The 12787-nt window shown below is 71.9% G+C and carries 10 protein-coding genes; 1 reads left to right on the forward strand and 9 read right to left on the reverse strand.

Annotated elements, in window-relative coordinates; translation table 11 throughout:
- Positions 1-8 precede the first annotated feature (8 nt).
- The 5 genes from H4W81_RS21275 to H4W81_RS21295 all read right to left on the reverse strand — a co-directional run bounded on the left by H4W81_RS21275 (position 9) and on the right by H4W81_RS21295 (position 4886).
- Complete coding sequence (locus H4W81_RS21275; RefSeq protein WP_192776420.1) at positions 9-1154, reverse strand: glycerate kinase; 1146 nt, start codon at positions 1152-1154, stop codon at positions 9-11.
- A gap of 93 nt (positions 1155-1247) precedes the next feature.
- Positions 1248-2945, reverse strand: coding sequence for a glyoxylate carboligase (gene gcl / locus H4W81_RS21280; protein ID WP_192780954.1), 1698 nt, complete (start codon positions 2943-2945; stop codon positions 1248-1250).
- A gap of 2 nt (positions 2946-2947) precedes the next feature.
- Positions 2948-3790 carry an NAD(P)-dependent oxidoreductase gene (locus tag H4W81_RS21285; RefSeq protein WP_192776421.1) on the reverse strand — a complete coding sequence of 281 codons (843 nt, stop codon included), beginning with the start codon at positions 3788-3790 and terminating at the stop codon, positions 2948-2950.
- Positions 3787-4527 (reverse strand): hydroxypyruvate isomerase family protein, encoded by a 741-nt coding sequence (locus H4W81_RS21290; protein WP_318781865.1) that lies wholly within the window; start codon positions 4525-4527, stop codon positions 3787-3789. The genes H4W81_RS21285 and H4W81_RS21290 overlap by 4 nt, the downstream gene beginning before the upstream one ends.
- Positions 4524-4886: an allophanate hydrolase-related protein gene (locus H4W81_RS21295; protein ID WP_192776423.1), complete on the reverse strand. Its 363-nt coding sequence runs from the start codon at positions 4884-4886 to the stop codon at positions 4524-4526. The genes H4W81_RS21290 and H4W81_RS21295 overlap by 4 nt, the downstream gene beginning before the upstream one ends.
- Before the next feature lie 276 nt (positions 4887-5162).
- Here H4W81_RS21295 and H4W81_RS21300 point away from each other — a divergent pair, with 276 nt between their 5' ends.
- A complete protein-coding gene (locus H4W81_RS21300) occupies positions 5163-6302 on the forward strand; it encodes a winged helix DNA-binding domain-containing protein (protein ID WP_225958724.1) in 1140 nt (379 codons plus the stop codon).
- A 299-nt stretch (positions 6303-6601) separates the two neighbouring features.
- Here H4W81_RS21300 and H4W81_RS21305 read toward each other — a convergent pair whose 3' ends face one another.
- From H4W81_RS21305 to H4W81_RS21320, 4 genes are all read right to left on the reverse strand, one after another.
- Positions 6602-7660 (reverse strand): XdhC family protein, encoded by a 1059-nt coding sequence (locus H4W81_RS21305; protein ID WP_192776424.1) that lies wholly within the window; start codon positions 7658-7660, stop codon positions 6602-6604.
- Positions 7660-9057, reverse strand: a complete 1398-nt coding sequence (locus H4W81_RS21310) for an NCS2 family permease (RefSeq protein WP_192776425.1) — start codon at positions 9055-9057, stop codon at positions 7660-7662. Before H4W81_RS21310 ends, H4W81_RS21305 begins: the two co-directional genes overlap by 1 nt.
- Before the next feature lie 76 nt (positions 9058-9133).
- On the reverse strand, positions 9134-11419 hold the full coding sequence (locus tag H4W81_RS21315) for a xanthine dehydrogenase family protein molybdopterin-binding subunit (protein ID WP_192776426.1): 2286 nt from the start codon (positions 11417-11419) through the stop codon (positions 9134-9136).
- On the reverse strand, positions 11416-12786 hold the full coding sequence (locus H4W81_RS21320; RefSeq protein WP_318782510.1) for an 8-oxoguanine deaminase: 1371 nt from the start codon (positions 12784-12786) through the stop codon (positions 11416-11418). Before H4W81_RS21320 ends, H4W81_RS21315 begins: the two co-directional genes overlap by 4 nt.
- Between the last annotated feature and the right edge of the window lies 1 nt (position 12787).

Here is a 12787-nt window from a genome sequence, read left to right on the forward strand (position 1 = left end):
CACGATGGTCAGAGGCGGTCTGCGGCGACGCGGGCGGCGAGGCGTTCGAGCAGCGGCCCGGCCTCGGCCATGCAGCGTTCGGGGTCGGGTTCGAGGTCGGTGAGGGCGTAGGCGGCCTCGATGCCCGCCGCGCGCAGCGCCTCGTCCGACAGCGTGCGCCGCCCGCAGACGGCGACCACGGGGACGCCCGCCCTGCCGGCGGCCTGGGCGACGCCGACGGGGGCCTTGCCGCGCAGCGACTGCTCGTCGAGCGAGCCCTCGCCGGTCACGACCAGGCGCGCCCCCTTGACGTGCTCGTCGAATCCGAGCAGGTCGAGCAGGTACTCGATGCCGGGGCGGATGTCGGCGTGCAGGAAGGCGAGAGCGGCGAAGCCCACTCCGCCCGCCGCGCCCGCGCCCGGGGCTCCGGCCACGCCCATGGGGCGCGGGGTGCCGTCGTGCTCGACGGCGCCCAGCAGGCCGTGGGTCTGGGTGGCGACGGCGGCGAGGCGGCCGAGCGCGGCGTCGAGGAGGGCGACGTCCTCGGGGGTCGCGCCCTTCTGGGGGCCGTAGACGGCGGCGGCGCCGTGCGGGCCGAGCAGCGGGTTGTCGACGTCACTCGCGACGACCACCTCGACCCCTGAGATGTCGATAAATCCGGAAATATCGATCTTGGCGAGCTCGCGCAGCGCCGCCCCTCCCCTGCCCAGCTCCTCGCCGGCGGAGTTCAGCAACCGCGCGCCGAGCGCCTGGACCATGCCCGCGCCGCCGTCGGTGGAGGCGCTGCCGCCGAGGCCGAGGACGACGCGGCGGGCGCCGCGCCGTACGGCGTCGGCGATGAGCTCGCCCGTGCCGTGGCTGGTGGCGGTCAGCGGCTCGGGGCCGCCGGGAAGGCGGCGCAGGCCCGACGCCTCGGCCAGTTCGACGACGGCGGTGCGCGACTCGTCGAGCCAGGCGTAGGAGGCCGCGACGGGCTCCCCCGTCGGGCCCGTCACCTCCCGCGTGACGCGGGTGAACCCGCAGGCCACAGCAGCGTCCACGGTGCCGTCGCCACCGTCGGCGACGGGCAGCTCGACCGTCGGGACGCCGAGGCCCGCCGACACCCTGCCCGCGACCTCGGCCGCGGACAACGACCCCTTGAACTTGTCCGGGGCGACAAGAACATGTTCAACCACTGCGAAACTCCCCAGCCGATGATGAAGAATGGGCGGACACGCCTTCCTGCCCGGTGCGAGCGGGCAGGAGGGCGTGCCTGCGATGACCCATCATCACACCTCGGCTGGAAGCGGTTCGAACTCGCGTACCGCGTTGATGGACAGCCCGTGCGGGGTGTTGGCCTCGCGCTCGATCATGACCTCCACGAGCACCGGCCGCGACGTGCGCGCCGCCTCCTTGGTCGCCCACTCCAGCGAGGGACGGATCTCGGCGGGGTCGAAGACGCGGACGCCCGCGCAGCCGTACGCCTCCATGATCTTGACGTTGTCGGTGCCGTACTCGTCGAAGTGGATGTCCACCTGGTAGTTCATCTCGTACGGCAGCGACGCCTGCCTGATCAGTCCCAGATACTCGTTGTTGAGCATGATCAGCACGAACGGCACGTCATACTGCGCGGCGACGGCCAGCTCCTCGACCAGGTACTGGAAGCCGTAGTCGCCCACCACCCCGACGACCTGCGCGTCGGGCACGGCCTTCTTGACGCCGATCGCGGCCGGGATCTCCCAGCCGAGCGGCCCGGCCTGCCCGCACACCTGGTAGCGGCGCGGCTTGAAGGCCTTCTGGTGCTGCCCGCCCCAGATCTGGTAAAGCCCGATGGCGGTGACGAAGTAGGTGTCCTCGTCGAAGAAGTCGTTGATCTCCTTGTAGACGCGGGGCGCCTTGACCGGTATGTCGTCGAAGTCCTCGCGCCTGGTGAGCGTCCTGCGCAGCTCCGCCACGCGGGCCGGCCACGCTCCGGGCTCCCGGTTGATGCCGCGGGCCTTGGCCAGGTCCAGCATCGCCCGCAGGAACAGCTTGGTGTCGGAGACGATGCCGAGGTCGGGCTCGAAGACCCGGCCGAGCTGGGTGGGCTCGATGTCGACGTGGATGAAGGTGCGCTCGCCCCGGTAGACGTCGAGCGTGCCGGTGTGGCGGTCGCCGAAGCGGGCGCCGAGGGCCAGGACGAGGTCCGACTCGAGGAAGGAGGCGTTGCCGTACCTCTGGGAGGTCTGGATGCCCGTCATCCCGGAGAACAGCGGGTGGTTCTCGTCGATGGAGCCCTTGCCCATGAGCGTGACCTGCACCGGAACCTGCAGCAGCTCGGCCAGCTCGACCAGTTCGGCCGAGGCGTCGGCGATGACGACGCCGCCGCCCGACAGCAGCAGCGGCCGCTCGGCGGCCAGGAGCAGGTCGAGCGCGCGCTCGACGCGCGGCAGGTGCGGCTCGACCGCGGCCACCGGCAGCGGCACGTCGATCGAGGGGTCGTACTCGATGACCTGCTTGGCGATGTCGACGGGGATGTCGATGAGGACGGGGCCCGGACGGCCGCTCCTGGCGATCCTGAACGCCTCGCGAAAGATCCAGGGGGCCTGCGCCGCCTCCTTCACCTGCACGGCCCACTTGGTGACCGGCTTGGCGATCTCCACGATGTCGACCGCCTGGAAGGCCTCCTGGTGCAGTTTGGTGGAGGCGGCCTGGCCCGTGACGCAGATGATCGGGATCGAGTCGGCGAAGGCGGTGTAGAGGCCGGTGATCATGTTGGTGCCGGCCGGGCCGCTGGTCCCGATCGCCAGGCCGACCCTGCCGTTGGTGCGGGCCCAGCCGTCGGCCATGTGGGTGGCGCCCTCCTCGTGCCTGACGACGAGGTGCTCGATGCCGCCGAGCTCCTCCATCGCCTTGTACAGCGGCAGGATGGCGGCCCCCGGACAGCCGAAGGCGACGTCGACGCCCTCGGACTTGAGGACCTCAACGACCGCGTTCATCGCTGGCATCTTCATCGGCTGACCCTTTCGTTGGCGGAGAGCCCTTCGATCACCAGCAGGAGCGCCGAGTGGTCGAGCGAGCCGTGCCCCTGGGCGCGGGCGGCCGCGACGAGCTGTGCGGTGAGCGCGGACATGGGCAGCGCGACCTCGGCGGTGCGAGCGGCGTCGAGGATGATGCCCATGTCCTTGTGGTGCAGGTCGATGCGGAAGCCCGGCTGGAAGCTCCTGGCCAGCATCGACTCCCTCTTGAGGTCGAGGATCCTGCTGGCGGCCAGCCCTCCGGCGAGCACGTCGAGCCCGGCGGCGGCGTCCACCCCCGCGGCCTCCATCAGCACGATGGCCTCGGCCACGAGGGCGTAGGTGCCGCCGACGACCAGCTGGTTGGCGGCCTTGACGAACTGCCCCGAGCCCGGCCCCCCGACGAGCTTGAAGGTCCTGCCGACCGCCTCGAAGATCGGCTTGGCCGCCTCGAAGTCGGCCTCGGAGCCGCCGACCATGATGGAGAGGACTCCGTCGATCGCCCCCTTCTCGCCACCCGAGACGGGCGCGTCGAGCGTCCGCTTCCACTGGGCGGCCAGCCTGCGGGAGGTCTGGGGGGTGATCGTGGAGAAGTCGATGTAGAGCGCGTCCTGGGGGGTGTTGGCCGTGATCTCCGGGAACACGGCTTCCACCTGCGGGTCGGCGGGCAGCATCGTGATGACGACGTCCGCCTCTCGCACCGCCTCCGCGACGCTCGCCGCGGTGGGGAAGGGCCTTTCGACCACGTCGTAGCCGACGACCTCGTGCCCCGCCTTGACCAGGTGCTCCGCCATGGGCAGCCCCATGATCCCGAGCCCGATGAAACCAATCCTCACGTAACAAACTCCTTGATCCAGTCGAATTCCGGCGCGGGGTCCTTGTACTCCAGACCCACCCACCCGTCGTAGCCGTCCAGCAGCTCGGCCAGCGGCAGAGAGCCGGTCCCCGGACGTCCGCGCCCGGGGTTGTCGGCGATCTGCACGTGTCCCGTCAGCGGGTGCGCGAGCGCGGCGGCCAGGTCCTCGCCCATCCGGGCCAGGTGGTACAGGTCGCACAGGAAGCGCACGTTGGGCTCGCCCACCGCCTCGATCACGTCGGTGGCGGCCTTGACCGACACCAGCGGATAGGACGGCGACTCGTAGACGTTGAGCGCCTCCACCAGCACGACCGCGTCGATCGTGGCGGCCTTGCGCGCCGCGAGCGCGAGGTTCTCCAGCGCCGGCTCGGGCTCGCCGTTGTTGCCGTAGAGAGCGTTGAGCGCCCGGCAGCCGAGCCGTCCCGCGATGCCCACCGCGACGTCGAGGTTGTCCCTGAACCTCCGCACGTCGCCGGGGCGTCCGACGAGCCCTCGCCCGCCTTCTGGGATGTCGTCGACGAAGTTCAGGCCGACGAGCCGGACACCCGCGTCCGTGATCGCACCGACGAAGGCGTCCACCTCCTTGTCGCCGGGCACGGCCGTGTCGAACGGCCACCAGAACTCCACCGCGTCGAACCCGGCGGCCTTGGCCGCGGCCGGGCGTTCGAGCAGCGGGAGCTGGGTGAACAGGATCGAGCAGTTCACGTCGAATCTCACGAGACCCACCTTCCTTGCGCGGTGATGTCGATCAGCGGCACGTGCGAGGTGACCGGCCTGCGCAGCAGCATCGCCAGCGACGAACCGCCGTCTGCCAGCTCGATCACGCCGAGCTCCAGCTCGGGCGGCTCGGCGGGCAGCAGGCTGTCCCGCAGGAGGTCGAGGTCGAGGTCGTAGAGCTCGCCCGCGATGGCCGCGCCGCCGTGGGCGACGGGCGCCAGCGCCGGGCAGCGCCCGCCGACGGAGTAGAAGCGATACTTCGGCGCGGTCTCCGTCTCGGCCAGGAGCGGCGCACCGCCGAGGAGGTGGTGCAGCGGCCCGCCTCGCATCGCGCCGCCGTTGAGGAACATCAGGGCCATCGCAGGCTCCTCTCGTCGGAGAGGCCCGTAGGTCTGCCAGAGGCAGCGCGGTACCTGGTGTGCCACCCAGTAGACACAGCCGCCGCCCGCCGGGTCTACCGGCAGGAAGTCCGAAGCTGCCGAGCCGACCGGCGGGCCCTGTTGTGCGTTGGTCCAAACTGATTCTGTCGGTACCGGCGGCTACCCTCGCCCTGTGAGCTCGCCCCCTGCCTTCCCGCGCCCCGTCACCCGGCGTCCCTCGGGCGGTCGCCGGTGAGCAGGCCCAGGATGATCACCATGGCCGAACGGCGTGCCAGGCTGGGCCTGCGCCATGCTCTGGCCGCCCGCGCCGGCAGCGTGGAGGCGGCCGTCGAGTCCGTCGTGGCGCTGCACGGCACCGACCCCGCCACGGTCTTCCTGTCGGCGGGCGCGCGTACGGCCTCAGCCGGCCCCCAGCCGGTCGAGCGGGCGCTCTACGAGGACAGGACGCTCGTCAGGATGACCGGCATGCGCCGCACGATCTTCGTGGTGCCCCGCGATCTGGCCCCCGTCATCCACCACTCCAGCGCGCTCGCCGTCGCCGTGCGCGAGCGCAAGCAGCTCACCCAGCACTTCATGGACGGCGCGGGCTTCGACGCGCAGTGGATCTCCAGGGTCGAGGGCGAGGTGCTCGAGGCGCTGCGCGAGCACGGCGAGCTGACCGCGGCGGCCCTCGGGGAGCTGGTCCCCGGCCTGCGGGCGCAGATCGTCTACGCGCCGGGCAAGCCGTACGAGGCCAAGCAGGGGGTGGGCAGCAGGCTGTTGTTCCTGATGGCGGCCGAGGGCCTGATCGTCAGGCAGGGCCGTCCCTCGGGCTCGTGGATCAGCGGCCAGCACCGGTGGGCGCTCGCCCCCGAGATGCCGGTGCTGACGGTCCGCGAGGCGCAGGCCGAGCTGGTGCGCAGGTGGCTGGCCGCCTACGGGCCCGGCACCGAGGCCGACCTGAAGTGGTGGACCGGCTGGACCCTCGGCGACGTGCGCAAGGCCCTCCAGGCGGTGGACGCGGTGCCGGTCGAGCTGGAGGAGAGCGCTCCCGGCTACGTGCTGCCCGACGACGTGGAGCCCGTGCCGCCCGCCGAGCCGTGGGCGGCGCTGCTGCCCGCGCTCGACCCGACGCCGATGGGCTGGCAGGGGCGCGACTGGTACCTTCCGCAGGCGCACCGGGCCGAGCTGTTCGACCGGTCGGGCAACGTCGGACCCACGGTCTGGTGGAACGGCGCGGTGGTGGGCGGCTGGGGGCAGCGCGCCGACGGCGAGGTGGTGTGGCGGCTGCTCGAGGACGTGGGCGCCGAGGCGGGCGCGGCGATCGAACGCGAGGCCGCCGCGCTCATGCGATGGCTCGACGGGGTGACGGTGACACCTCGCTTCCGCACACCCCTCGAACGCTCGCTCCGCTAGCACCGCGCCGCTCTCCGGCCGACGTCCTCAGGGGATGAGCCAGACCGGCGGCAGACGGGCGACGAGGCAGGCGCCCCCGAGACAGGCCCCGAGACCCGGGGCAGGCGCAGAGACGGGTGGCGGCGAGACGCTCGGCTCCACCAGAGGTGACGGCGCACCTCGCCACGGGGCGCCGTCGCCGGGCAGCTCCAACCGAGGCACGGCGCACTTCGCCACTGGGTGCCGTCGCCAGGCAGGCGGCGGCACCCAGTCGCCAGGCAGGCGACGATCACGTCCTTCGCGGACCGGTTCCGGGTCTCCTAGCTCCGCTGGATGGCCAGCGAGCGGTGGATGGGGCCGTCCGTCTCCGACAGCGGGCGCCCGCCGGCCCCTCGCCGGGTCGCGATGATCTCCGCGACGATCGACACGGCCGTCTCCTCAGGTGTGCGGGCGCCGAGGTCCAGGCCGATGGGCGAGCGGAGCCTGCCCAGTTCCTCCTCCGTTAGCCCCGCCTCGCGCAGCCGCCGCGTCCTGTCCTCGTGCGTACGGCGGGAGCCCATCGCCCCCACGTACCCCGCGTTCGTCCGAAGCGCCACCTCCAGCAGGGGCACGTCGAACTTCGCGTCGTGGGTGAGGACCGCGACGACCGTGCGGGAGTCCACCTCGGTGCGCGACAGGTAGCGGTGCGGCCACTCCACGACCACCTCGTGGGCGTCGGGGAAGCGGCGGCGGGTGGCGAAGACCGGGCGGGCGTCGCACACGGTGACGTGGTAGCCGAGCAGCCGCCCCGCCTTCGTGAGCGCCGCCGCGAAGTCGATGGCGCCGAAGATCAGCATCCGCGGCGGAGGGGCGTGCGACTCGACGAACAGCTCGACGTCGCAGATCTCCCGCAATCCGGTCGTGCCCGCCTCGAGCATCGCCCTGGTCTCGGCCACGACGACCGCGTCCAGGCCGGCATCGCCCATGGTGCCCTCGTGCCGGTCGGGCCACACGAGCACGGCGCCCGCCGCGGGCCCGAGCCTCCTGGCGAGCGCCACGGGCTCGCCCGGCCGTACCGACTGGAGGAGGCGCAGGCCCGGCCACACCAGCACCTCGATGATGCCGCCGCAGGTCAGGCCCACCGCGAACGCGTCGTCGTCGCTGTAGCCGAAGGTCTGGCGCACGGGCACGCCGGTCGAGAGCACCTCCAGGCACAGCTCGTAGACCGCGCCCTCGACGCACCCGCCCGACACGCTGCCGATGGCCTCGCCGTCCTCCGACACCGCCAGCGCCGCGCCCGCCTGGCGGGGGGCGCTGCCGGTGGTCGAGACGACGGAGGCGACGGCGAACCGCCTGCCTGCGGCGGCCCAGGCCGCCAGCTCCTCCAGAAGGTCGAACATCAGCTGATCAGACCCTCGATGAAGCCGATGCCGAAGTACGCGACGAAGATCGCGCTGATCACCCAGAGCAGCCAGTGGATCTCGTACAGGCGGCCCCGCGCCGCCTTGATCACCGTGTACGCGATGACGCCGGCCCCCACCCCGTTGGTGATGGAGTAGGTGAACGGCATCAGCGAGATCGTCAGGAAGGCGGGGATCGCCAGGTCCAGCGAGTCCCACTCGATCTTGCGGACCGCGGTCATCATCAGCGCGCCCACCAGCACCAGCGCGGGTGCCGCGGCCTGGGCGGGCACGACGGCCGCCAGCGGGGTGAGGAACATCGCGGCGGCGAACAGCCCTCCGGTGACCAGGCTGGCGAGGCCGGTGCGAGCGCCCTCCCCGACTCCGGCGGCCGACTCGACGACCACGGTGTTCGCCGAGGCCCCGGTGCCGCCGCCGATGACCGCGCCGAGACCGTCGATGGTCAGGATCTTGCCGATGCCCTGGATGCGGCCGTCGGAGTCGGTCATGCCCGCCTCCTCGCCGACGCCCAGGATGGTGCCCATCGCGTCGAAGAAGCCCGAGAGGACGAGCGTGAACAGCACCACGGTCGCGGTGAGGAACCCGGCGGAGGCGAACCCGCCGAACAGGTCCACGCCGAACAGCAGCCCGAAGTCGGGTGTCGCGATGATCTGGGAGGGCATCTCGGGCGTCACGACGCCCCACTTCAGCCCGGGGACCACCGCGTTGATCACGACGGCCAGGACGGTCGCCGCGACGATGCCGATGAGCAGCGCCCCCGGCACCTTCCTGACGAACAGCGCGAAGGTGAGCAGCAGGCCGGCGCAGAAGACCACGATCGGCCAGCCCGCCAGGTGCCCGCCGACGCCGAGGGTCACGGGGGTGCCCGCCCCCTTGCCGACGAACCCGGCGTCCACCAGGCCGATCAGCGCGATGAACATGCCGATCCCGACCCCGATGGCGTGTTTGATGGGGGCCGGGATGGCGTCCATGATGAGCTGCCTGATCCCGGTCAGCGCGAAGATCACGATGACCACGCCCTCCAGCACGACCAGGCCCATGGCCTGCGCCCAGGTCATGTAGGGGGCGGCCTGGAAGGCCACGACGGGCGCGACCCCGAGGCCCGAGGCGAGGGCGAAGGGCGCGTTGCCCACCAGGCCCATGAGGATCGTGGTCAGCGCCGCCGACAGCGTCACGGCGGTGGTGAGCTGCGGGATGCTCATCTGGGCGCCCGTCACGTCCTTGGCGCCGCTCAGGATGATCGGGATGAGCAGGATGATGTAGGCGACCGCAACGAACGTCGTGATGCCGCCGCGCACCTCCCTGCCCACCGTGCTTCCCCTGCCCGCCAGGTCGAAGAAGTCTCCGGCGGTGGGTCTGGGCTTCAGCTGGGTCATGGTCGGGCCCTCCTCAGGGCGTGGTCGACCTACGGCGGGGCATGACGACCCGTCGCGGGGGGTGTGTACGTGTCCCTTACTCGCCGGTGATGTGCTCCGGCCGTACCGGCACCCTGGTCAGTGCCAGGCCCGTGGCGTCGCGGATGGCCGCGACGATCGCGGGCGTGGAGGAGAGCGTGGGTGGCTCTCCCGCCCCGCGCAGCCCGTACGGCGCGCGCGGGTCGGCGTTCTCGAGGATCTCCAGCCGCATCGGCGGCATGTCCTGGATGGTGGGGATGAGGTAGTCGGTGAACGACGGGTTGCGCACCACGCCGTCACGCACCACGATCTCCTCCATCACGGCCAGGCCGAGCCCCTGCGCGCTGCCGCCGTGGATCTGGCCCTCCAGCGAGAGCCTGTTGATGATCCGCCCGACGTCCTGCACCGCCGCGAGCTCGACGACCTTCACCAGGCCGAGCTCGACGTCGACGTCCACGACCGCGCGGTGGACGCACAGCGCGAGCTGGGTGTGCGAGTCACCCTGCCCGGTCACCTTGTCCATGCCGGTGGTCGGCTCGTGGTGGTATTCGCGCGTCTCCTCGATGACGTCGTCGCCGAGGACCTCCTCGATCGAGGCGATCACCCCCGCCGAGGCGGAGACGATCTTCCCGCCGACGAGCGACAGGTCGTCGTGGTCGAGGCGCTCGAACAGCTGCTCCCTGACGGCCTCGCAGGCCGCCTTGACCGCGCCGCCCGTCATGTAGGTCTGACGGGAGGCCGAGCTCGACCCCGCGTCTCCCACCTGGTTGTCGGCGGGGTGGATGACCACGCGCTCGATGCCCAGCTCGGTGCGAGCGATCTGGGCCTCGACGGTGACCAGTCCCTGGCCGACCTCGGCCGCCGCGGTGTGGACCAGCGCGGTGGCCTCTCCCCCGATGACCTCCAGGCGGACCCTGGCGGTGGAGTAGTCGTCGTACCCCTCGGAGAAGCAGATGTTCTTGAGGCCGACGCCGTAGCCGACGCCGCGCCGTACGCCCTCGCCGTGGGTGGTCTGCGACGCGCCACCGGGCAGGTTCCTGATGTCGGAGGCGTCCAGCGGGGCGGGCAGGGGCAGCGTGCGGGCCTGCTCCAGCATCTCGGCCATCGGCAGCGGCGCCCACAGCACCTGTCCCGTGGCGAGCTTGGTGCCCTGGGAGGCGGCGTTGATCTGGCGGACCGTCACGGGGTCGAGCCCGCATGCGGCGGCCACCTTGTCCATCATCGACTCGTAGGCGAAGCACGCCTGCACCGCGCCGAAACCGCGCATCGCCCCGCACGGCGGGTTGTTGGTGTAGACGCCGTAGGCGTCGATGCTGATGTTCGGGATCGCGTAGGGGCCGACGCCGAGCGAGGCGGCGTTGCCGACCACGTTGAGCGTCGCCGAGGTGTAGGCCCCGCCGTCGAGCAGGATCTCGACGTCGGCGTAGAGGATCTCGCCGGTCTTCAGCGCGCCGTACTCGTAGCGCATCTCGGCCGGATGCCGGTGCACGTGCCCGAAGAACGACTCGTGCCGGTCGTAGACCATCTTCACCGGCCGGCCGGTGCGCATGGCCAGCATCGCCGCGTGGATCTGCATCGACAGGTCCTCGCGCCCGCCGAAGGCGCCGCCGACGCCCGAGAGCGTCATCCTGATCTTCTCCTCGGGCAGGCCGAGGCATGGACCGATCTGCTTGAGGTCGTTGTGCATCCACTGGGTGGCCACGTAGAGGTCCACGCCGCCGTCCTCGGCGGGTACGGCCAGCCCCGACTCGGGCCCGAGGAAGGCCTGGTCCTGGATGCCGACCTCGAAGGTGCCGCTGACCACGACCTCGGCCAGCCGCTTGGCCTCCTCCACGTCGCCCATGCGGACGGGCTGGTGCCTGGCCGGGTTCGGCCGCTCCTGCACCTGCGGGTAGGACCGGTCGAAGGCGGCGCGGCGGGCGTCGGTCAGCGGCTCCAGCACCTCCCACTCGATCGCGATCTTCTTCAGCGCCCTGCGGGCCGTCTCGGGGTGGTCGGCGGCGACCAGCGCGATCGGCTCGCCCTGGTGGCGAACCTCGCCGATGGCCAGCACCGGCTGGTCCCACGTGTGGTCGAGCCCGTAGTGCTTGCGCCCTGGCACGTCCTCGTGGGTGAGGACGGCGTGCACGCCCGGCTGGGCGAGCGCCTCCCCGATGTCGATGGCGAGGATGCGCGCCCTGGGATGCGGGCTGCGCAGCGTGGCGCCCCACAGCATCCCGTCGATCCAGAGGTCGGAGGCGTAGGCGAACTCTCCTGTCACCTTCAGGGTGCCGTCGGGGCGCAACGGGCTCTCGCCGACACCTCCCGCCCCGCGCACCGTGATGAGCTCGGGTGTTCCCCTCATGAATGAACCTCCTTCGCGGCGCTGAATCCCAGCTCCTCCGCCGTGCGCAGCAGGCGGTCGCGGGCGTCGGCGCCCGCCCTGCCCACGGCGTCCTGCGAGACCGTGCGCAGTTCGTCGTCCTCGACGACCGTCTCGCCGCCGACCAGGAGCCTGGCCAGCGGCGGCTGGCTGGTCCCGAACACCAGCTGGCACACGGGATCGGCGACGGCCGAGCCGAAGGCCCCGTCCACCCGCCACAGCGCGAGATCGGCGAGCTTGCCCACCTCGATCGAGCCGAGCTCGTCCTGCCTGCCCAGGTTGCGCGCCCCGCCGAGCGTGGCGATCTCCAGCGCCTGCCTGGCGGTGAGGGCGGTGGGGCCGTAGCGGGCGCGCTGGAACAGCAGCGCCTGCCGCATCTCCCCCGCCATCGTGGTGAGCTCGGAGGAGGCGTTGCCGTCGACGCCGAGGCCGACGTTCGCGCCGCGCGCCAGCATCTCCGACACCCTGGCGATGCCCGCGCCCAGCCGCCCGTTGGAGGACGGGCAGTGCGCCGAGCCGGTGCCCGTGGCCGCGAACTTGTCGATGTCGCCGTCGCTCAGGTGGACGGCGTGCGCGAACCACACGTCGGGCCCGAGCCAGCCGAGCTTCTCCATGTAGTCGACGGGCCGCATGCCGAACTGCTCCACGCAGTGCTCGTCCTCGTCCAGCGTCTCGGCCAGGTGCGTGTGCAGGCGCACGCCGGCGGCCCTGGCCTGCGAGGCGGACTCGGTCATCAGCTCGGCGCTGACGGAGAACGGCGAGCAGGGCGCCACCGCGACGCGCAGCTTCGAGGAGAAGGAAGGATCGTGGTAGGTGTCGATCGCCTCCTGCGTGGCGGTGAGGATGTCGTCGAGCTTCTCGACCACGACGTCCGGCGGCAGGCCGCCCTGCGACTTGCCCCTGTCCATCGAGCCGCGCGCGGGGTGGAACCTGAGGCCGATCTCGCGGGCCGCCTCCACCTCGGCGGCGAACAGGTCGCCGCGGCCCGTCGGGAAGACGTAGTGGTGGTCGGAGGAGGTCGTGCAGCCCGACAGCGCCAGCCAGCCGAGGCCGGCCGAGGCCGCGCCGTGCACCACCTCGGCGTCCATCGCGGCCCACACCTGGTAGAGCGCCACCAGCCACTCGAACAGCGTCGCGTCCTGGGCGAGGCCCTGGGAGGCCCACTGGTAGAGGTGGTGGTGAGTGTTGACCAGGCCGGGCGTGGCCAGGCAGCCGGTGCCGTCGATCCGGTCGCCGTCGCCCTCGGGCGCGGGCCCGGCGCCCAGCGAGACGATCCGGTCCCCCTCGATCCGGATGTGTCCGGACTCGATCTCGGGGCCCACGACCGGCGCGATGTGAACGTTCTCGATG

It is taken from the genome of Nonomuraea africana (assembly GCF_014873535.1).
GTDB classification, from domain to species: Bacteria; Actinomycetota; Actinomycetes; order Streptosporangiales; family Streptosporangiaceae; genus Nonomuraea; species Nonomuraea africana.